Annotated in this window: 19 protein-coding genes; 14 read left to right on the top strand and 5 right to left on the bottom strand. The window is 59.5% G+C overall.

Annotated elements, in window-relative coordinates; translation table 11 throughout:
• Window positions 1–68: 68 nt before the first annotated feature.
• Window positions 69–1,703 (top strand): SulP family inorganic anion transporter, encoded by a 1,635-nt coding sequence (locus ACR0AA_RS10465; RefSeq protein WP_480755970.1) that lies wholly within the window; start codon window positions 69–71, stop codon window positions 1,701–1,703.
• A gap of 27 nt (window positions 1,704–1,730) precedes the next feature.
• Here ACR0AA_RS10465 and ACR0AA_RS10460 read toward each other — a convergent pair whose 3' ends face one another.
• Both ACR0AA_RS10460 and ACR0AA_RS10455 read right to left on the bottom strand, forming a co-directional pair.
• On the bottom strand, window positions 1,731–2,372 hold the full coding sequence (locus ACR0AA_RS10460; protein WP_480663238.1) for a CatB-related O-acetyltransferase: 642 nt from the start codon (window positions 2,370–2,372) through the stop codon (window positions 1,731–1,733).
• On the bottom strand, window positions 2,372–2,977 hold the full coding sequence (locus tag ACR0AA_RS10455; RefSeq protein WP_480755968.1) for a flavin reductase family protein: 606 nt from the start codon (window positions 2,975–2,977) through the stop codon (window positions 2,372–2,374). Before ACR0AA_RS10455 ends, ACR0AA_RS10460 begins: the two co-directional genes overlap by 1 nt.
• 72 nt (window positions 2,978–3,049) lie before the next feature.
• Here ACR0AA_RS10455 and ACR0AA_RS10450 point away from each other — a divergent pair, with 72 nt between their 5' ends.
• From ACR0AA_RS10450 to ACR0AA_RS10430, 5 genes are all read left to right on the top strand, one after another.
• Entirely contained in the window at window positions 3,050–3,544 is a 495-nt protein-coding gene (locus ACR0AA_RS10450; protein WP_480663242.1) for a GNAT family N-acetyltransferase, read from the top strand.
• Between the two features lie 52 nt (window positions 3,545–3,596).
• Window positions 3,597–4,340: an EcsC family protein gene (locus ACR0AA_RS10445; protein WP_480663244.1), complete on the top strand. Its 744-nt coding sequence runs from the start codon at window positions 3,597–3,599 to the stop codon at window positions 4,338–4,340.
• 179 nt (window positions 4,341–4,519) lie between these two features.
• Window positions 4,520–4,927, top strand: a complete 408-nt coding sequence (locus ACR0AA_RS10440) for an NUDIX hydrolase (RefSeq protein WP_480663406.1) — start codon at window positions 4,520–4,522, stop codon at window positions 4,925–4,927.
• Between the two features lie 71 nt (window positions 4,928–4,998).
• On the top strand, window positions 4,999–5,442 hold the full coding sequence (locus ACR0AA_RS10435; protein WP_480663246.1) for a DUF1178 family protein: 444 nt from the start codon (window positions 4,999–5,001) through the stop codon (window positions 5,440–5,442).
• A gap of 3 nt (window positions 5,443–5,445) precedes the next feature.
• Window positions 5,446–6,084 carry an SDR family oxidoreductase gene (locus tag ACR0AA_RS10430; protein WP_480755967.1) on the top strand — a complete coding sequence of 213 codons (639 nt, stop codon included), beginning with the start codon at window positions 5,446–5,448 and terminating at the stop codon, window positions 6,082–6,084.
• On the opposite strand, the gene ACR0AA_RS10425 is transcribed toward ACR0AA_RS10430, so the two are convergent.
• Window positions 6,078–6,431: a hypothetical protein gene (locus ACR0AA_RS10425; protein ID WP_480755964.1), complete on the bottom strand. Its 354-nt coding sequence runs from the start codon at window positions 6,429–6,431 to the stop codon at window positions 6,078–6,080. The genes ACR0AA_RS10430 and ACR0AA_RS10425 overlap by 7 nt on opposite strands.
• A gap of 165 nt (window positions 6,432–6,596) precedes the next feature.
• Between ACR0AA_RS10425 and ACR0AA_RS10420 the strand changes: the two genes are divergently transcribed.
• The 6 genes from ACR0AA_RS10420 to ACR0AA_RS10395 all read left to right on the top strand — a co-directional run bounded on the left by ACR0AA_RS10420 (window position 6,597) and on the right by ACR0AA_RS10395 (window position 15,379).
• Complete coding sequence (locus ACR0AA_RS10420; protein WP_480663251.1) at window positions 6,597–7,835, top strand: aspartate kinase; 1,239 nt, start codon at window positions 6,597–6,599, stop codon at window positions 7,833–7,835.
• 44 nt (window positions 7,836–7,879) lie between these two features.
• Window positions 7,880–10,123, top strand: coding sequence for a phosphoenolpyruvate--protein phosphotransferase (gene ptsP, locus ACR0AA_RS10415; protein WP_480663252.1), 2,244 nt, complete (start codon window positions 7,880–7,882; stop codon window positions 10,121–10,123).
• 117 nt (window positions 10,124–10,240) lie between these two features.
• Window positions 10,241–11,686 carry a glucose-6-phosphate dehydrogenase gene (zwf, locus tag ACR0AA_RS10410; RefSeq protein WP_480663253.1) on the top strand — a complete coding sequence of 482 codons (1,446 nt, stop codon included), beginning with the start codon at window positions 10,241–10,243 and terminating at the stop codon, window positions 11,684–11,686.
• Between the two features lies 1 nt (window position 11,687).
• Window positions 11,688–13,493, top strand: a complete 1,806-nt coding sequence (edd, locus tag ACR0AA_RS10405) for a phosphogluconate dehydratase (RefSeq protein WP_480755962.1) — start codon at window positions 11,688–11,690, stop codon at window positions 13,491–13,493.
• A 2-nt stretch (window positions 13,494–13,495) separates the two neighbouring features.
• Window positions 13,496–14,131: a bifunctional 4-hydroxy-2-oxoglutarate aldolase/2-dehydro-3-deoxy-phosphogluconate aldolase gene (locus ACR0AA_RS10400; RefSeq protein ID WP_480663257.1), complete on the top strand. Its 636-nt coding sequence runs from the start codon at window positions 13,496–13,498 to the stop codon at window positions 14,129–14,131.
• A 51-nt stretch (window positions 14,132–14,182) separates the two neighbouring features.
• Window positions 14,183–15,379, top strand: coding sequence for a pyridoxal-phosphate-dependent aminotransferase family protein (locus ACR0AA_RS10395; RefSeq protein WP_480663259.1), 1,197 nt, complete (start codon window positions 14,183–14,185; stop codon window positions 15,377–15,379).
• Here ACR0AA_RS10395 and ACR0AA_RS10390 read toward each other — a convergent pair.
• Window positions 15,376–16,476 (bottom strand): pyridoxal phosphate-dependent aminotransferase, encoded by a 1,101-nt coding sequence (locus ACR0AA_RS10390; RefSeq protein ID WP_480755959.1) that lies wholly within the window; start codon window positions 16,474–16,476, stop codon window positions 15,376–15,378. The genes ACR0AA_RS10395 and ACR0AA_RS10390 overlap by 4 nt on opposite strands.
• A gap of 94 nt (window positions 16,477–16,570) precedes the next feature.
• On the opposite strand from ACR0AA_RS10390, the gene ACR0AA_RS10385 reads away from it, so the two are divergent.
• Window positions 16,571–17,641: an SMP-30/gluconolactonase/LRE family protein gene (locus ACR0AA_RS10385; protein ID WP_480755957.1), complete on the top strand. Its 1,071-nt coding sequence runs from the start codon at window positions 16,571–16,573 to the stop codon at window positions 17,639–17,641.
• A 64-nt stretch (window positions 17,642–17,705) separates the two neighbouring features.
• Window positions 17,706–18,488 carry a crotonase/enoyl-CoA hydratase family protein gene (locus ACR0AA_RS10380; RefSeq protein WP_480755955.1) on the top strand — a complete coding sequence of 261 codons (783 nt, stop codon included), beginning with the start codon at window positions 17,706–17,708 and terminating at the stop codon, window positions 18,486–18,488.
• Window positions 18,489–18,849: 361 nt separating this feature from the next.
• On the opposite strand, the gene ACR0AA_RS10375 is transcribed toward ACR0AA_RS10380, so the two are convergent.
• The gene (locus tag ACR0AA_RS10375) at window positions 18,850–19,182 is read right to left on the bottom strand and encodes a DnaJ family domain-containing protein (protein WP_480663268.1); all 333 of its coding nucleotides are present in this window, start codon (window positions 19,180–19,182) and stop codon (window positions 18,850–18,852) included.
• Window positions 19,183–19,218 lie beyond the last annotated feature (36 nt).

The raw sequence follows: 19,218 nt of genomic DNA, 5'->3' as shown, positions 1-19,218 counted from the left end.
TATCTAACGGCAGTCATGACAGGTAAAAGGCCCCTTTCGCGCGAACATACAAATCCACAGGACGTCCCATGCCACGAGCCATGCTGGCAAGTTTTGCCAATCGTATAGCCAAACCCGATCTCCGCTGGGTTCCTGACGAGGGGCTGACTGTCTCGCGCCTGAGGATTGAAGTGCTGTCCGGCCTGACGGTTGCTCTGGCACTGGTTCCGGAAGCTGTGGCTTTTGCATTTGTTGCTGGGGTGCACCCGCTGGTAGGTCTTTACGCCGCCTTCATGGTGGGCCTGATCACCGCGTTAATCGGTGGGCGTCCGGGCATGATTTCGGGTGCAACCGGCGCTTTGGCCGTTGTCATGGTGGCGTTGGTTGCCGAACACGGGGTGGAATACCTGTTCGCCACGGTGGTTTTGATGGGTATTCTGCAGGTTATTGCCGGCGCAATGCACTGGGGCCGCTTCATTCGATTGGTGCCGCATCCGGTGATGTTGGGCTTTGTGAACGGACTGGCCATCGTGATCTTCCTGGCGCAGATGGGACAGTTCAAAGTTCCGGGCAGCATGGAGAATACGGGTCACGGCATGGGCGGCGGCGAATGGCTCTCGGGTCTGCAGCTTTACACCATGCTGGGTCTTGTTGCACTGACGATGGCCGTGATCTGGATCATGCCGCGTATCACGCGGATTGTGCCTGCTCCGCTGGCCGGGATCGTAGTTGTAGCTGCGCTGGTGATCGGTTTTGGGTTGGATGTGCCACGCGTTGGCGATCTGGCGTCGATCGAGGGCGGGCTGCCGCAGTTCCATATCCCGATGGTGCCGCTGAACTTTGACACCCTAGAAATCATCTTGCCTTACGCCGTGATTCTGGCCGCAATCGGCCTGATTGAATCCCTGCTGACGCTGAACCTTGTCGGAGAGATCACCGGCAAACGGGGTGGAGCGTCGCAGGAATGTATTGCACAGGGTGTCGCCAACGTCGCCACCGGCTTCTTCGGTGGCATGGGTGGTTGCGCCATGATCGGTCAGTCGATGATCAACGTGAAATCCGGCGGCCGCACGCGCATCGCTGGGATCGCGGCGGCGCTGTTCCTGCTGATCTTTATCCTGTTCGCTTCGCCTCTGATTGAGCAAATCCCGCTGGCCGCACTGGTCGGGGTGATGTTCATGGTGGTGATCGGAACCTTTGCCTGGAACTCGTTCAAGATCATGCGGAAAGTGCCGTTGATGGACGCTTTCGTCATCGTACTGGTGACTGTCGTGACAGTGATGGAAGACCTTGCGGTTGCTGTGGTCGTCGGCGTGATCGTCTCGGCATTGGCTTACGCCTGGAACAACGCCAAGCGCATCCATGCAGTCACACGGGAATCGACCACGGAAGAGGGCGCAAAGGTCTATGAAATTCAGGGGCCGTTGTTCTTTGGCTCGTCTGATGGCTTTGTCGAGCTGTTTGATGTGCCGAACGATCCCGACATCGTCATCGTTGATTTCGCCGAAAGCCGCGTTGTGGACCAGTCGGCTCTGCAGGCAATTGAAAACATCGCAGCCAAATACGAAGCCGCGGGCAAACGTGTGATGCTGCGTCACCTCAGCCGCGATTGTCACAAGCTGCTGAACAAGGCCGGTCACCTGATGGTCGACAGCGACGACGACCCGGATTACGAACTGGCGGTCGATTACTCTGTCCGCACCGGCATTCTGGGCGGGCACTGATAGAAAGGCGGCCGATTTGGCCGCCTTTTACGTTGGAGCGATCCGTTCCAATTCCTCGATGTTTCCAGTCAGCAGCGCCTCTTCGGCGTCGGCAATCATCTCGGCGGGCCAATCCCACCAACTCAAATTCAGAAGCCGGTCGATGGTGTCTTTGTCGAACCGAAAGCGTCGCACTTCGGCCGGGTTTCCAGTGGCTATCGCATAGGGCGGTACTTCGCCGCGAACGACGGATCCGGCTCCGATGATTGCCCCGGAACCGATCCGTGCACCGGGCAGGATCATTGCGCCATAGCCGATCCAGACATCGTGCCCGATAAGCGTGTCGCGGGTATCGGGCTGGTATCCTGTCATCCGCTCGGGGTCGAACACCGGAAACGGAAAACTGGTCAGCCCGTCCATCGCATGATTGGCTGAGGAAGTGATGAACCGAACTCCATGGGCGATCTGGCAGAACTTGCCCAGCACCAGCTTTTCCCGAGAAAAGGGAAATAGGTAGGGTGCCAGACGAATGGCCCAATCCGCTGGCGCGTCGAAATCCGAGGCGTAGCTGAACGCGCCGGCCTCAAATCTTGGATGATCGATGGCTTGTGACAGAAACACTGTGCCACGATGCTCGGCACCGTCGGGAAGCGTGATCGGGTACCTGCGAGATGGGTCGGGTAGGGGCATCAATCATCCGGTCTGGAAAGGCTGAACAACTCGGTGACCACCGAGTAATCCCGGTATCCAAGTCGCGCCAGCGGTTGGAACGTTGTGACGTCAAACATGCCGTCCTTCAGGCAATCGTCGCGCAGGTGCACGCCCTTGACCTCGCCAAAAACAACGCGGTTGGCTTCGCCGGGAAGGGTAACGATCTGCGTCAGCTTGCACTCAAGCGCCGCCGGTGCACCCTCGATCCGGGCGCAGGGGATGGTTTCGCATTCTACCGGCGTCAGCCCGGCATGTCCGAACTCATCAACGTCTTTTGGCAGACCAGCCGAGCTTGCGTTCATTGCATCCCGGTGTGCGTGGGCCACGACGTTGACGCAGAACACCCCGGTCGCCTTGATATTGGCAAGGCTGTCTTTTGCGCCGTCCTGATCGTGTTTGGTCCCGGTTGAGGCAAACATGACCTGAGGCGGCGTGTAAGCAACGCCGTTGAAGAACGAATAAGGTGCCAGATTGTTGATCCCATCTGCATCACGTGTCGAGATCCAGCCGATCGGCCGCGGGGTGATAATGGCGTTGAATGGGTTATGCGGCAGGCCGTGGCCGTCTTCGGGGCGATAGAACATATGGTCTCCAAGCGTTTGCCCAAGGCGTACCGAAGTGCTAGGGCGAATGCCAGCAAGGAAAAGAGGGCAGGGGTGCAGCAGTTCGAGATCAGGCCGGAAGAGCCGGATGATTGGTGGGAGGTCGAAGCTCTCTATGACCTGTGCTTTGCGCCCGGGCGTGAGGCGCTGTCCTCGTATCGTTTGCGCGACGATGTTCCGCCCGTGTCCGGTCTGTCGCTGGTCGCGCGTGATGGGCAGGGCATTCTGGCCGGCGCGATCCGATTCTGGCCCATCCACGTAGGCGCACATGACGCTTTGTTGCTAGGTCCCGTGGCTGTCCACCCAACCCATCAGGGGGAAGGACTGGGCGGATACCTGATCCATCAGGGGCTTGAGGCCGGCCGCGAAAAGGGCTGGCAACGGGTGATGCTGGTTGGTGACGCGCCGTATTATGCCCGTTTCGGGTTCTCGCGCCTGACGGGCGTTGAAATGCCGCCTCCAACCAATCCGGACCGGGTTCTGGGCGCGGAACTGATCCCCGGTGTCTGGTCGAATGTTCATGGCGCAGTGACCCGCTGGACGCGCTGACCTATTGAAACTGCCGCAGTAAGTCCCGATGTTCAATGGCAGGAGGGCTTAAATGCAGGACGTGGTTCTTGTTGAAAAACTGGACACCGAGGCCGAGCTGGACCGGTTGGCCAAGTGTTACAGGTCTGCCGGAGGGCCGGGTGTCAAACTGTTGAACAGTTTGGGCGGATCGGCGGAATCCTTGCTTGAGCAGTTGCCAGCGTCCGTACGGCAGGGCCTTACGGGCGCGACCGAGCAAGCATTGTGGCTTGCGATGCACGCGGCCGAGGGATCCCGGCGCGCAGTTCCGGATCAGAAACCGTGGGTCAACACCGCTGTCGCGACCGCAATGGGCGCCGCGGGCGGGCTGGGCGGCGTGTCTACAGCCCTGATGGAATTGCCTGCAACCACGGCCATGCTGTTGCGTGCCATTCAGGGGGCGGCCTCCCGCGAAGGGTTTGATCCGTCCGAGGAAGGCGTGAAATTCGACTGCGTCCAGGTTCTGTCTGCCGCTGGTCCATTGTCCTACGATGACGGAGCCGATTTGGGGTTCTTTTCGGTGCGTCTGACTTTGACCGGCCCTGCAATGCAACGGCTGATAGCGGCAGTTGCTCCGCGCTTGTCAGTCGTGCTTGGCCAGAAGCTGGCAGCGCAATCGGTTCCTGTTTTGGGCGCCATCGCCGGGGGCGGAACGAACTACGTTTACACCCGTTACTATCAGCAGGTCGCTCGGGTTCATTTCGGTTTGCGCCGACTGGCGATTGATGCGGATATCCCTCATGAAGATCTGGTGAGCAAGCTGGCATCCCGAATTTAGATCGCTGCAAAGACTTGGAACAAACCGCTTTATATGGTATCCAAGCCCCTACCAACCCCTAATAAAACACAAGATCATGGGTTGGCATATAGGGACGGATTCAATCTGAAAGGCGGTTCAGCGTGGTCGATGCAGGGCTTTCGATCCACTTGCAGGGAAAAAGCAAACGTCTTCAATTGATGCATCAGTCGGCCGCCTTGTGCTATCGCATTAAGCAGGGTCGGCCCGAGGTTTTGCTTATCACAACGCGTAAATCGCACCGCTGGATCATACCCAAGGGATGGTTGATCGATGGTTTGACCCCGTCCCAAACCGCCACGCAGGAAGCCTGGGAAGAAGCCGGCGTAAAAGGTAAATGCGCCGCGGATCTGTTGGGTCGCTTCACCTATTTGAAAAACCTTCCCAACAAAGGGCCTGTCTTGTGTTTGGTAGACGTTTTTCCGCTATATGTTCGGTCGATTGTATCGAATTTCCCTGAACGGGACGAACGCAAAAGAATATGGGTTTCGCCTAAAAAGGCGGCCTCTCGGGTCAAATTCCCCGAACTCTCCCAATTGTTACGCAAACTGGGACCAGTTCTGCACTGACTTGCCTTGCGAAGGGCTTGATCTTGCCATGTCTGTGGGTATCTATTTGGCTACCGATATTTGGACGGAACATGATTCAATACGCGTTGAAATGCAGCCGGGGCCATACATTTGACAGTTGGTTTCAATCGGCCGCCGCTTACGACAAACTGGCATCCGCAGACATGGTGACATGCGCTGTGTGCGGTGACGTGCACGTTGAAAAGGCGATCATGACCCCCCGGGTCCGTCCGGCGCGCAATACGCAGGCGCCTGAGCCTCAGGACAAGCCAATCAATGTGGCGACCCCGTCGCCGAATATCGAGCAGGTGCTGGCCGATCTGCGGCGTAAGGTGGAAGAGAACTCCGATTATGTTGGCAAGGACTTTGCCAGCGAGGCGCGCAAAATTCATCTGGGTGATGCGCCCGAGCGCGCAATTTACGGCGAGGCCAAGCCCGATGAGGCAAAGGCTTTGATTGAAGACGGTGTGCCGGTTGCGCCGTTACCCTTTTTGCCGACCCGAAAAACGAACTGACCTATGCATGTCGTAATCACTGGGGCCAATCGCGGAATTGGACAAGCTCTGGCCGATCGCTACCGGTCGCAGGGGCATGACGTCACCGGAACCGCTCGGGATGCGAGTGCGCAGGTTGTGCTGGATGTGACAGACCCCGTGCAGCATGCAGCGATGGCGGATGGGTTGGAAGGACGGCCAGTCGACTTGCTGATCTGCAATGCTGGCGTTTATCTGGATAAAGGCCACGGCATCGGCGGATATCCGGCTGAAATGTGGGCTCAGACCTTTGCGGCCAATGTGACGGGCGTGTTTCTGACTGTGCAGGCGCTTTTGCCAAACCTCCGGGAAGCGCAGGGGAAGGTTGTGATTATGTCTTCGCAGATGGCGTCGCATACGCGCGCGCCGGGAGGCAGCTACATCTACCGCGCATCAAAAGCCGCTGCGCTCAACCTGGGGCGCAATCTGGCCGCCGACCTGCGGGATGACGGCGTCGCGGTTGGCATCTATCACCCCGGTTGGGTCCAGACAGACATGGGGGGGGCCGAAGCGCCGCTCACGGTTGACCAAGCCGCAGATGGATTGGTCGACCGCTTTGAGGCGCTTTCCCTCGACAATTCCGGGTGTTTCGAAACCTGGGACGGCCAGCCGCACGCTTATTGACGTTTCAGCGCCGCCGTGGGGATTTCGTAGACCTCATCGGGGTCAATAAAGATCACCGTCAGATCGCCCCGTGTTTCATGGCTGATCCGGGCGGGTGAGCTGCTGGAGCTTGGTACGCCATCCGTGAAATAAATGCTGCGCACCTCGCCACTGCCCAATCCCACCGCCAGAGTCTTGGTCCCGTCGTCGTGGTGGCGCAGCTCGGCATGACAACTGCTCATCGGAGCGCCGCCGGTGGCGCAGGGCACGGTGCCCAGGGCATTCTTGCCGTCTGTTGCGGCCAGTGTGGAAACCTGTGCAAAAGCGGGTGAGGACAGCAGGACAAGGGCTGCGGCAACGCGGAACATGGAAAACCTCTAGGAATATGTGTGGGCTACAGGCTTACACCCTCCGGGACGGTTGTAAAGCAGTCAGGTGCGGACTTCCGAATGGTTTTGAACACTTGCCCTCGCGGTTCCCCTCGCATAAGACGCTCGGGATCAGAAAACCATGGCGCGGAGACACTTGCCCCCATGCCCCTACTCGTGATGAAATTCGGCGGTACGTCGGTTGCCAACCTCGACCGTATCCGCCGCGCGGCGAAACGCATCGGCGTCGAAGTGGCCAAAGGGTATGACGTGATCGTCATCGTTTCGGCCATGTCCGGCAAAACAAACGAGCTTGTGGGCTGGGTCGACGAAACCTCGCCGCTCTACGATGCGCGGGAATATGATGCCGTCGTTTCATCGGGTGAGAACGTGACCGCCGGTCTGATGGCGCTTACGCTTCAGGAAATGGACATCCCGGCGCGCAGCTGGCAGGGCTGGCAAGTTCCGCTAAAGACAACCAGCGCGCACAGCCAGGCCCGGATCGAGGAAATCCCTACCGAGAACCTGAACCAGAAATTTGGTGAAGGCATGAAGGTGGCGGTTGTGGCTGGCTTCCAGGGCATCAGCCCCGAAGGCCGCATCACCACGCTGGGCCGTGGCGGGTCGGATACGACCGCTGTCGCATTCGCGGCCTCATTTGGTGCCGAGCGCTGCGACATCTACACCGATGTGGACGGCGTCTATACAACTGACCCGCGTATCTGCGAAAAGGCGCGCAAACTTGACCGCATTTCGTTCGAAGAGATGCTCGAATTGGCCTCTTTGGGGGCCAAGGTGCTGCAAACCCGCTCGGTCGAGCTGGCAATGCGGTATAAGGTGAAACTGCGCGTGCTTTCTAGTTTCGAAGAACAATCCGACGAGGCCGGTACGCTGGTTGTCGACGAGGAGGATATCATGGAATCCAATGTTGTGGCCGGTGTGGCCTATTCCCGTGACGAGGCCAAGATGACCGTCGTTTCGGTGGCGGACCGCCCAGGTATCGCCTCAACCATCTTTACTGCGCTCAGCGATGAGGGCGTGAACGTGGATATGATCGTTCAGAATATTTCGGACGAGGGGCGCACGGACATGACCTTTTCGTGCCCGACCGATCAAGTGATACGCGCAGAAAAAGCGCTGCTGGCCATCAAGGATGCGGGTGAGCTGAACTATGCCGAACTGGTCGCCGACACCGATGTCTGCAAGGTTTCGGTCGTGGGTATCGGGATGCGTTCTCAGTCCGGTGTGGCGGCCAAAATGTTTAAGGTCCTCTCGGATGAAGGGATCAACATCAAAGTCATTACAACCTCTGAGATCAAAATTTCCGTCCTTGTCGATAGGAAATACATGGAACTTGCGGTTCAGGCACTGCATGATGCTTTTGAATTGGACAAGGCGGCCTGAGCATCCCGGTCAATGGTCGCCTGATACCGTAAGCTGGTTGGGCCATGGCGGAAGGCACCGAAACAGAATCCCGCAAGCTGCTTGGGCGGCTGCGCGAAGAGATGGCGAGCGAGGCCGCCGGTCAGGAACGTCTTGACCGGATAACCCATTTGATTGCTGACAGCATTCGGGCCGAGGTCTGCTCGATCTATCTGTTCCGGGATGCCGATACTCTGGAGCTTTGCGCGACCGAAGGGTTGTCGCCCGAGGCGGTTCACAAAACGCGAATGCGGTTGGGTGAGGGCCTTGTGGGGCGCGTCGCTCAGTCCGGAAAGGTCGTAAACACAGCAGACGCACCTTCAACCAAAGGATTCCGGTACATGCCGGAAACGGGCGAAGAAAGGTTTTCGTCTTTCATTGGGGTTCCGGTTCAGCGTCTGGGTGAGAAACTGGGCGTTCTGGTTGTCCAATCCCGCGACGCGCGCGTGTATTCCGCCGACGAGGTCTACGCGCTGGAAGTGGTCGCCATGGTTCTGGCGGAAATGGCCGAGCTTGGCGCGTTTGTGGGCGAAGGCGCGGCCTTGTCTCCCCGGCACCAGCAATCGGTACAGTTCAGCGGCGGACCGGCCCAGGAAGGAAGTGCCGAGGGGCATGTCTGGCTGCATGAGCCCCGCGTGGTTGTCACCAATCCGATTGCCGATGACCCCCACCGCGAACGTGAACGCCTGAATGAGGCCGTCGACGAACTGCGCGTGGGCGTCGACAAAATGCTGGAGATTTCGCAGGGCGGCGACAAGGAACAGCTTCAAGTTCTTGAAGCCTATCGGATGTTCGCCAATTCCAAGGGCTGGATGCGCCGGATGGAAGAGGACATCGCGCTGGGCCTCAGTGCCGAAGCCGCAGTTGAGAAAGAACAATCCCAGGCTCGCGCCCGCATGGGGCAGGTGACCGACCCCTATCTGCGCGAACGTCTGGCCGATTTGGACGATCTCAGCAATCGGTTGCTGCGTATTCTGACCGGGCAGGGGGGCACCAACGGGGCTGACCTGCCACCCGATCCGATCCTCATCGCACGCAATATCGGGCCGGGCGATCTGCTGGAATACGGTAGGTCGCTGAAAGGTATCGTTCTCGAAGAGGGATCGGTCGGCAGCCACGCAACGATTGTGGCCCGCGCACTGGCGATCCCGCTGGTGGTTCATGTCGGGCACATCACGACCGAAGCACTGAATGGCGACCAAATTCTGGTTGATGGCGATCAGGGCATCGTGCATCTGCGCCCCGAAGACACAGTTGTCACTGCCTTCCGCGACAAGATCGCCATGCAGGCCAAAGCGCAGGAACGCTATGCCTCGATCCGCGATACCCCGACGGTGACGCGCGATGGCGAACGGATAAACCTTGTCATGAACGCGGGTCTGATGGCCGACCTGCCGTCGCTGGGCAATTCCGGGGCCGAGGGTGTGGGCCTGTTCCGAACCGAGTTGCAGTTCCTGATCCGCAACCAAATGCCCAAACGCTCTGAGCTTGTGACGCAATATCAACGCGTTATGGACGCAGCTGGCGACAAGCGCGTGGTATTCCGAACGCTGGATATCGGGTCGGACAAAGTGCTGCCCTACATGAAGCATGTAGAAGAGCCGAACCCCGCCTTGGGCTGGCGCGCGATCCGTGTCGGATTGGACAAGCGTGGTGTGATGCGGATGCAGTTGCAAGCCTTGATGCGCGCTGCAAATGGCCGTCCACTGACGCTGATGTTTCCATTCGTTGCGCAGGCCGACGAATTCCGAGAGGCCAAGTGGGAGGTCAACAAGACGATCGAACGCGAAAAGCGCCTTGGCCACATACTGCCCGAGTCAATTGAGGTCGGCGCGATGCTCGAAACTCCCTCGCTGGCCTTTGCCCCGCAGAAGTTCTTTGACGAGGTCGATTTCGTCTCGATCGGCGGTAATGATCTGAAACAGTTCTTCTTTGCGGCCGACCGCGAAAACGAACTGGTGCGCCGCCGGTATGATACGTTGAATGTCAGCTTCCTCAGCTTCATCGAGCGGATTGTCGAGCGCTGCAATATCTCGAACACTCCGCTCAGCTTCTGTGGTGAAGATGCGGGGCGCCCGGTTGAGGCGCTATGTCTCGCCGCGATGGGCATCCGGTCACTGTCGATGCGCCCAGCGTCGATCGGACCGGTCAAAAGCGTGCTGCTGCGCGCCGACCTGCAGTCTCTTCGCAAGATCATTGCGGACGCTCGTCATCGTGGTGAGCAATCCGTGCGACCGGCAGTTATGGAGTGGCTGCGGAATCTGGGTTGATTTTCCAGTCGCGCTTCCCTATTCAATGCACGAATGTTAGCGGTAACAATACCCGTATCACTCAGATCGCATAGGCGGTGCTAAAGTGATACCAGCGACACTTGAAGGAGCCTATGGATGGTTTCACGCGTAATCCCGGTACACCCGTTCGATCTGGTGTTATTCGGCGCGACCGGCGATCTGGCACAGCGCAAGATCTTGCCCGGGCTCTACCACCGGTTTGAGGTCGGTCAGATGCCGGACGAAGCCCGGATCATTGGTACGGCGCGTTCCGGCATGGACAGTGACGCGTTTCGCGACCAGATTCGCGCATCGATGAAGGAATTTGCGCCCAAGTTCAAAAAGGACGTACTCGAACAGTTTCTGAAAAGAGTGGAGTACGTGCCGGTTGACGCGCTGGGCGACGCTGGATGGGCGGACTTGGCTAAGGTCTTGCGCCCTGATGTGGTGCGCGCGTTCTACCTTTCTGTTGGTCCCAGCCTGTTCTCGGGTATTGCGCAACGGCTCAGCGATTATGGTCTGGCCACGCCGGACAGCCGCATCGTGGTCGAGAAACCATTCGGTCATGATCTGGCATCGGCCAAGGCTCTGAACGAAGGTCTGCGTGCCTGTTTCGAGGAACACCAGATCTACCGGATTGACCACTATCTGGGCAAAGAGACGGTGCAGAATCTAATGGCTCTGCGATTTGCCAACTCGCTGTTCGAGCCGCTTTGGAATTCAACCCATATCGACCATGTGCAGATTACGGTGGCAGAAACTGTCGGGGTCGAAGGGCGCGGGGCCTATTACGATCAGTCGGGCGCCATGCGGGACATGGTGCAGAACCACCTCGTGCAGCTTCTGTGCCTGACCGCGATGGAGCCGCCGTCCAAATTCTCACCAAACGCGGTGCGGGACGAAAAGGTCAAGGTTATCGAGGCGTTGGAGCCCGTTGCGCCATCCGATATCGCACGCGGTCAATACCGGACGGGCAAGGGCGGTGACGGGTATCTGGATCACGTCGGAAACCCAGCCAGCCGCACCGAAAGCTACATCGCGCTCAAGGTCCATCTGGGCAATTGGCGCTGGGCGGGGGTGCCGTTCTATCTGCGCACGGGCAAACGTTTGCGGGCACGTGAATCCGAGATTGCAGTGTTCTTCCGCGATCCACCGCACACGATCTTTCCCAATGTCGGTCCGCTGCACGGCAACGTGCTGGTGATCCGATTGCAGCCGGACGAAGGCATCACCCTGCGCACGACAATCAAGGAACCGGGGCAGGGCGGGTTCCGCCTGTCCGATGTCGCACTGGACATGAGTTTTGCTGATGCTCTGGGCGACGAATCCCAGTCCCCGGACGCGTATGAGCGGCTGGTGATGGATGTCATCCGCGGAGACCAGACCCTGTTCATGCGCGGGGATGAGGCCGAGGCCGCCTGGGCCTGGGTTGATCCTATCATTCAGGGTTGGGAAGATCGTGGAGACCGCCCCTCGCGCTATGATCAGGGCAGTTCAGGGCCGGAAGAAGCGCTTATGCTGATGCATCGTGACGGGCGCCGCTGGCGCCAGATTGGGGGTTAACATGGTTCAATCTGTAATTTCCGACGTCACTCGACGGATTATCGATCGAAGTGCCGACCTGCGCGGCCCCCACCTGGAACGAATGGAGCACGCCCGATCCAAGGGTCCCGCCCGCGCGCATCTGTCCTGCAGCGGTCAGGCCCATGCCTATGCCGGCGCGGGCGCGGACCAGCAGGCCATGGCGACCGGTACCGCAGGCAATCTGGGTATTGTCACCGCCTACAACGACATGCTGTCGGCCCATCAACCCTTTGAGCGCTATCCCGGCCTGATCCGCGATGCGATCCGTGAAGCTGGCGGTACTGCGCAGGTTGCTGGTGGCGTTCCGGCGATGTGCGACGGGGTCACTCAGGGCGAAGCGGGCATGGAATTGTCCTTGTTCTCGCGCGACGTGATCGCATTGGCGACTGGTGTTGCACTTAGCCACAACACTTACGATGCCGCAGTCTTTCTTGGTGTTTGCGACAAGATTGTTCCCGGCTTGGTTATCGGGGCACAGGCGTTTGGCCATCTCCCGGCAGTCTTCCTGCCCGCCGGTCCTATGACTAGTGGCCTGCCCAATGATGAAAAGGCTAAGGTACGCCAGAAATTCGCGGCCGGAGAAGTCGGTCGCGAAGAACTCATGGCCGCGGAAATGGCCGCGTATCACGGCCCGGGCACCTGTACCTTCTACGGCACGGCCAACACCAACCAGATGCTGATGGAGTTCATGGGTCTGCATCTGCCAGGGTCCAGTTTTGTCAATCCGAACACGCCTTTGCGTGATGCGCTGACAGAAGAGGGCGCGCGACGTGCCCTGTCTCTAAGCGCGCTGGGCAACAACTATACGCCGGTCTATCAGGTGCTGGACGAACGCGCCTTTGTAAACGGGATCGTTGGCCTGATGGCGACCGGTGGGTCGACCAACCTGCTGATCCACTTGATCGCAATGGCGCGCGCAGGTGGTATCGTTTTGGATTGGCAGGACTTTTCGGACATCTCTGCTGTGGTCCCGCTGGTTGCGCGAGTGTACCCGAACGGATTGGCCGACGTGAACCATTTCCACGCGGCGGGCGGTCTTGGCTACTGCATCGGTACTCTGCTGGAAGACGGCCTATTGCACCCCGATACGCTGACTGTCGCCGGGCAGGGCCTGCACAACTACACCAAAGAGCCCAAGCTGATCGACGACGAACTGGTGTGGGAAGAGGGCGCAGGACACAGCCTGAACGAAAAGATCGTGCGCTCTGCCAAAGATCCGTTCCAACCCACCGGCGGATTGTCGCGATTGACCGGCAATCTGGGCACCGCCGTGATGAAAGTCTCGGCCGTTGCGCCTGAACACCAGGTGGTCGAAGCCCCGGTTCGCGTGTTCCACGATCAGGATGAGGTCAAAGCCGCATTCAAGGCCGGAGAGTTCACCGACGACGTCATTGTTGTCGTTCGCTTTCAGGGACCAAAGGCAAACGGGATGCCCGAGCTGCACTCGTTGACCCCGATCCTGTCGATCCTGCAGGGCCGCGGACAAAGGGTGGCTTTGGTCACGGATGGTCGCATGTCCGGCGCGTCGGGCAAGGTGCCGGCTGCGATCCATGTTTGTCCCGAGGCACTGGACGGCGGACCAATTGCCTGCCTGCAGGACGGAGACCTCTTGCGCGTCGATGCCGTGAAGGGTGAGTTGGAAATCCTGACGCCCGGAGTTCTGGACCGGGCACCGGCCATCGCCGACTTGTCGGCCAATCAACACGGCGTCGGACGTGATCTGTTCGGTGCATTCCGCAACGCTGTCGGCTCGGCCGATGCCGGTGCCAGTATATTCGGAGCGTAATCATGTCCCCTAAAACCCAACGCACCCGCGAGATTTGCGGACTTGCGCCCATTGTCCCGGTTCTGGTCGTCGATGATGCGGCGCAGGCGCGTCCACTTGCCGAGGCACTGGTTGCAGGTGGCCTGCCCGCGCTTGAGGTCACCCTGCGTACCCCGGCGGCCTTGGATGCGATCCGCGCCATGGCCGACGTGCCCGGTGGCGTCGTTGGTGCAGGTACGTTGGTGACGCCCGATGACGTCCGCGCAGCAAAAGAGGCGGGCGCACAATTCGGTGTCTCCCCCGGTGCAACCGACGCCCTGGTCGCCACCTGTGAGGCCGAGGACCTACCCCTGCTGCCCGGCGCGGCCACTGCCAGCGAAGCGATGCGTCTGCTGGAACTGGGTTATGACATGCTGAAGTTCTTCCCGGCCGAAGCCTCAGGTGGAGCACCTGCTTTGAAAGCCATCGGTGCGCCTCTGCCGCAGATCACGTTCTGTCCCACGGGTGGTGTTTCGCCCTCAAACGCGCGTGACTACCTATCCTTGTCTAATGTGGTCTGTGCCGGTGGCAGCTGGGTTGCGCCGAAGCAGATGGTGGTCGAGGGCAATTGGGCGGGGATCGAAACACTTGCGCGCGAGGCATCAAAGCTGATGGATTGACGCCACCCAAAGCTGCGCTAGGGTGGGCGACAATTCATACAGGTTGATCCCATGACAGACTCAATTTCTCTTGCGCAGGGGCGCGAGTATCTCGCTATTCCCGGCCCATCGGTCATGCCTGATGCGGTTTTGCAGGCCATGCACCGGCCTTCGCCAAACATTTACGAGGGCGAACTGATCGAGATGATGCCCGCCCTGACGCGTGATCTGTGTCGCGTGGCGCGCACCGATCACAATGTCGCCATTTACATCGCCAACGGTCACGGAACCTGGGAAGCCGCTCTGTCAAACGTCATTGCGCCCGGTGAAACGGTTTTGGCTCCTGCCTCGGGGCGTTTTACCCATGGTTGGGCCGAAATGGCCGAAGGGATCGGTGCCAAGGTTGACCTGATCGATTTCGGATCGTCGTCGGTCTGGGATTTCGATCAGATCGCTGACGCCCTGCGCGCCGATGAAGGCCACCGGATCAAGGCTGTTCTGGCCGTTCATGTGGATACGTCCTCGTCCATCCGAAACGACATCCCGGCGTTGCGGGCGCTGTTGGACGATTTGGGGCACCCGGCGTTGCTGATGGCGGATTGCATTGCCTCGCTGGGTTGCGACCGCTTTGAAATGGACACCTGGGGCGTCGATGTCATGGTCACGGCCTGTCAGAAGGGGCTGATGACGCCCGCAGGAACCGGCTTTGTCTTTTTCAACGACAAAGCGCAAGCCAAACGGGTGTCCATGCCCCGTGTCTCGCAGTATTGGGATTGGCAACCGCGGGCCAACCCCGAGTTGTTCTATCAGTACTTCAATGGCACCGCGCCGACCCATCACCTCTATGGTCTGCGCGCGGCGTTGGACATGATGCACGCTGAAGGGATGGAGCAGGTCTGGGCGCGTCACGAACGTCTGGCCACCGCAATATGGGCGGCCTGCGAAACCTGGGCGGAAAGAGGCGCCTTGCAGCTAAACGTGGCCGATCGTTCGGTCCGCAGTCATGCCGTTACCGCGCTACGTTTGACTGACGGGCGTGGCACTCCTCTGCGCGAGTTCACCGAAAACCAACTTGGGCTCACGCTGGGCATCGGTTTGGGGATGGAAGACTGGGACGGGTGCTTCCGACTGGGCCACATGGGCTACGTCAATGGCCAGATGGTCATGGCCATGTTGGGCGGTATGGAGACAGCGATGGCCGCGCTGGGCATCCCGCGCGGAATAGGCGCGTTGGAGGCCGCTGCGGCGGTGCTTGCGTCGAAGGACTAATCCCGCGCATCTGCAAGTGCTTTCGGCAGTGCTGCTGCAAAAGCATCCAGATCGGATGCCTCTCCGCAACTGACGCGGATGCATCTGTTCTGCGGAGCGGCAAAAGGCATACGTACGAAAATGCCCTGCGCGACCAGCGAGTCCAGAACGGCCTTGGCAAACGCTCCATCCCGGCCGCAGTCGATGGCAACAAAATTGGTGGCTGAGGGCAGGGGCTTCAGCCCGTTCTCGCACGCAATCTGGCCGATCCGTTCGCGCGCTTCGGCGATCTTGGTTTGCACGTGTTCCAGCCACGCGGAATCCTGTAGCGCGGCCAGCGCTCCGGCCTGTGCAGCCCGGTTCATGCCGAAGTGGTTGCGTACCTTGTTGAAGGCCGAAATCAGGCCCGGTGCGCCGATTGCATAACCAACTCGCGCACCGGCCATGCCGTACACTTTTGAGAAAGTCCGCATCCGGATCACGCGGGGATCGTTTGCGTCGACAGGGGCGACAGTGCCATCTGGCGCGCATTCCACATAGGCTTCGTCCAGCACCAGCAGGCAGCCCTCGGGCAAATGTTCCATTGCCGCCACGATCTCCGCGCCGGAATGCCAACTGCCCATCGGATTGTCCGGGTTGGCCAGATAGACCAGTTTGGCGTCGACCTCAGCCGCTTTGGCAAACAGAGCCCTCGGGTCTTCGTGATCATCGCGATAGGGTGCCTTGTGCAGTTTGCCGCCAAAGCCCGCCACGTGGTAGTTGAACGTCGGGTAGGCCCCGTCCGAAGTCACAACAGCGTCACCAGGCCCGACCAGCAGGCGCACGAGATAGCCCAGGAGGCCGTCAATCCCTTCGCCGACCACGATATTCTCGGGACTGATCCCATGGTGGTCAGCCAATGCATTGCGCAGATCATTGTTTTCGGGGTCACCATACATCCAGATGCCTGTATCCGCCATCGCCGCGATAGCGCGGGGCGAGGGACCGAACACGCTTTCATTTGCGCCCAGACGCGCCACAAACGGCGCGCCGCGTTGGCGCTCCTGAGTTTCGGGGCCGACAAATGGCACGGTTGCAGGCAGGGATTGGGCAAGCGGGGTGTAACGTGGGTCAGACATGTGGGCAGATAAACGCAAGGGCACCTGTCAGGCAAGCTTGCGTTACAGGATGTCGCCTCGCATTGTTCGTGCAGCTACAAAGGGAGGGGCGCGGATGCGCATCGTACTTGGCCTGATCATTATCGGCCTTGCCTATCTGGTATTCTGGCCGGTTCCGGTTCAGCCGGTTGCGTGGATCCCGCCCCAAGCGCCGGACTTCACAGGGGACTTTGCGGAAAACAGCGAATTGGACAAATTGGAGCTGATCGCGCTGCCAGAAGGCGAGGTAGGTCCCGAGGATGTTGCGATACGGCCTGATGGTTCGGTTTTTACAACCACATTGTCGGGTGCGCTGTATCGGATCGACGGGGACACGCCGGTCAAAATTGACGACCTGGGTGGTCGGCCACTGGGTCTGAAGGCCGGACCGGATGGGGCGCTGTACATCGCTGATAGCTTCCGAGGCGTGATGCGATGGACCGGTCAGGGCACGTTGGAACCTCTGGTATCGGAAATCGATGGTGCGCCGGTGGTTTACGCGAACCAGCTGGACGTATCGCAGGATGGAACGATCTATTTCTCCAACTCGTCCGACCGGTTCGATCCCGAAACGATGGGCGGGACCAAGCCGACCTCGGTCCTTACGATTTGGGAGCAATCTGACACCGGCTATGTCGCGCGCCACGCCCCCGATGGCACGACAGAAAAGGTGGCCGATGGTTTCGTTTATACCAACGGCGTTGCTCTGTCGCCCGAGGAGGATTTTCTGCTGATCGCCGAAACGGGGCGGGCAAGGGTTCACAAACTATGGCTGACGGGTCCCAACGCTGGCCAGCAGGAGGTTCTGATGGATAACCTGCCGGGCTATCCTGATAACATAGAGGCGCAGGGCGATGGCACCTATTGGATGGCCTTCGCCAGCCCGCGTGTGCCGAGCGAGGCACTGATGCCATACCCGTTTTTGCGCAAGGTGATCTGGCGGCTTGGCCCGATGGTGCGGCCCGCTCCGATTCATCGCGGAATGGTGGTGCAGTTCGACGGTGACGGGAATATTCTGCGAACCTTACAGGACCCCGAAGGGCGGTTGGGCATCACGACCGGCGGTAAAGTTGTCGGCGATCAATTCTATGTCATGACATTGGATTCTCCGTGGTTCGGACGGATGCCTGCGTCAAACCTGCCCTAACGTTGAGGTGGAACTTGAAGGGGCTTCCGGGCAAGGTGATCCCAACCTGAATTGGGAGGCCTGAATGTCACGCGTATCCGTCGAGTACAAAGATCACATTGCCCATGTCACGCTGACGCGCGGTGACAAGATGAACGCGCTGGACGATGCGATGATCAAGGCCATTATTTCTGCCGGGCAGGAGGTCGCGGCTTCGGATTCCCGTGCCGTGGTGCTGTCGGGCGAGGGCAAAAGCTTTTGCGCGGGTCTGGACATGGCAAGCTTTGCCAGCATGGCCCAAACGGACCCGACTGAGTGGTTGATGTCCCGCAGTCACAAAGACGCAAACGAGGTGCAAGAAGTTGCCTTGGTGTGGCGACGCGTGCCGGTTCCAGTGATCTGTGCAATTCAGGGAGTCGCCTATGGTGGGGGGCTGCAGCTTGCGCTGGGCGCGGATATCCGCATTGCGCACCCCGATGCCAAACTGGCGGTGATGGAGATGAAATGGGGCCTCATCCCGGACATGGGCGGCATGGTTCTGCTGCCAGAGTTGGTGCGTTCGGACGTGTTGCGCCTGTTGACCTATACGGCGCGCCCCATCGGTGCGGCTCAGGCGGCGGACTGGGGGCTGGTCACCAGGCTTTCGGACGATCCTTTGTCCGAGGCGCTGGCTTTGGCTGAAGACATCGCCGGGCAAAGCCCCTCTGCCATCCGCTCGGCCAAGCGCCTGATCGAGGTCGCCGAATCCAAATCCCGGACCGAGGTTTTGATCGAAGAATCCTCGGAACAGGTGGAACTGATCGGGAAGGCGGATCAGATGGAGGTCATCGCCGCCCGAATGCAGGGGCGTAAGCCGGAGTTCAAATGACTTCGCAATCCGTCACACGTTTGATCCTGTATGCTAAGGATGTCGACGGGATGGTGCGGTTCTATGAGACCCATTTTGCTACAAGGTGCGTCAACTTGAAGGGGACCGGATCGTCGAACTGGTGCCGATGGGGCTGCACTGCACCTAATGCTGCACCCGGCCAGTAAGGGCGCGCGTCAGGGGCAGGCGGCCGCTAAGATCATTTTGATGTGGCGGATGTTGCCTCGTTTTGTAGCCAAGCAGCCCAAAACGGGCTGCAATTCGGCCCGATCCACCAGGCAGAAGGGTACAGTTTCGCAAATGCCAATGATTCATCCGGGAACTCTATTTCCGTGTCCAGCAGGGCGTTTGTGCCGGGTAGTCAACGCAGGAATGCCCGCCTTGCGTCGCGCGCCATGTTATAGCGCATCTCAAGCTCAGCGATCCGCGCCATCGCGACCTTACGCTCTTTGGGATCAGTTTGGGCAGCATATGTCTTGCGTGCAGCATCCAGTTCTTTCTTGATGCTGAACTCTTCGGGCAGAACACCAGCCTGGGCCATGATCCGGTGACCGGCAGCCAGGGCCGGATCGGTCTGAGCCTCGGACGAGCGATCGGGTAGGGGCTGACCCTCACCCTCCAACCCTTCCAGCTGACCTTCGGCCTGCGCCTTTTTGATCTGTCGTTCGATCAGTTTTCCAAGCGATCCAAGCATGGCCCAAGTATACTCGGGTGCTTCGACATGTGAAAG

This window comes from Ruegeria sp. CE8 (assembly GCF_056537465.1).
This window is presented reverse-complemented; position numbering and strand designations above follow the sequence as displayed.

What these genes read in the sequence shown, in the direction of transcription:
- ACR0AA_RS10430 (WP_480755967.1), top strand. Translation starts at nt 5,446, where the DNA reads ATGCATGTCGTAATCACTGGGGCCAATCGCGGAATTGGACAAGCTCTG.
- ACR0AA_RS10420 (WP_480663251.1), top strand. Translation starts at nt 6,597, where the DNA reads ATGCCCCTACTCGTGATGAAATTCGGCGGTACGTCGGTTGCCAACCTC.
- edd (WP_480755962.1), top strand. Translation starts at nt 11,688, where the DNA reads ATGGTTCAATCTGTAATTTCCGACGTCACTCGACGGATTATCGATCGA.
- ACR0AA_RS10455 (WP_480755968.1), bottom strand. Translation starts at nt 2,977, where the DNA reads ATGTTCTATCGCCCCGAAGACGGCCACGGCCTGCCGCATAACCCATTC.
- ptsP (WP_480663252.1), top strand. Translation starts at nt 7,880, where the DNA reads ATGGCGGAAGGCACCGAAACAGAATCCCGCAAGCTGCTTGGGCGGCTG.
- ACR0AA_RS10425 (WP_480755964.1), bottom strand. Translation starts at nt 6,431, where the DNA reads ATGTTCCGCGTTGCCGCAGCCCTTGTCCTGCTGTCCTCACCCGCTTTT.
- ACR0AA_RS10445 (WP_480663244.1), top strand. Translation starts at nt 3,597, where the DNA reads ATGCAGGACGTGGTTCTTGTTGAAAAACTGGACACCGAGGCCGAGCTG.
- ACR0AA_RS10440 (WP_480663406.1), top strand. Translation starts at nt 4,520, where the DNA reads ATGCATCAGTCGGCCGCCTTGTGCTATCGCATTAAGCAGGGTCGGCCC.
- ACR0AA_RS10435 (WP_480663246.1), top strand. Translation starts at nt 4,999, where the DNA reads ATGATTCAATACGCGTTGAAATGCAGCCGGGGCCATACATTTGACAGT.
- ACR0AA_RS10385 (WP_480755957.1), top strand. Translation starts at nt 16,571, where the DNA reads ATGCGCATCGTACTTGGCCTGATCATTATCGGCCTTGCCTATCTGGTA.
- ACR0AA_RS10460 (WP_480663238.1), bottom strand. Translation starts at nt 2,372, where the DNA reads ATGCCCCTACCCGACCCATCTCGCAGGTACCCGATCACGCTTCCCGAC.
- ACR0AA_RS10375 (WP_480663268.1), bottom strand. Translation starts at nt 19,182, where the DNA reads ATGCTTGGATCGCTTGGAAAACTGATCGAACGACAGATCAAAAAGGCG.
- ACR0AA_RS10400 (WP_480663257.1), top strand. Translation starts at nt 13,496, where the DNA reads ATGTCCCCTAAAACCCAACGCACCCGCGAGATTTGCGGACTTGCGCCC.
- ACR0AA_RS10465 (WP_480755970.1), top strand. Translation starts at nt 69, where the DNA reads ATGCCACGAGCCATGCTGGCAAGTTTTGCCAATCGTATAGCCAAACCC.
- ACR0AA_RS10380 (WP_480755955.1), top strand. Translation starts at nt 17,706, where the DNA reads ATGTCACGCGTATCCGTCGAGTACAAAGATCACATTGCCCATGTCACG.
- ACR0AA_RS10390 (WP_480755959.1), bottom strand. Translation starts at nt 16,476, where the DNA reads ATGTCTGACCCACGTTACACCCCGCTTGCCCAATCCCTGCCTGCAACC.
- zwf (WP_480663253.1), top strand. Translation starts at nt 10,241, where the DNA reads ATGGTTTCACGCGTAATCCCGGTACACCCGTTCGATCTGGTGTTATTC.
- ACR0AA_RS10395 (WP_480663259.1), top strand. Translation starts at nt 14,183, where the DNA reads ATGACAGACTCAATTTCTCTTGCGCAGGGGCGCGAGTATCTCGCTATT.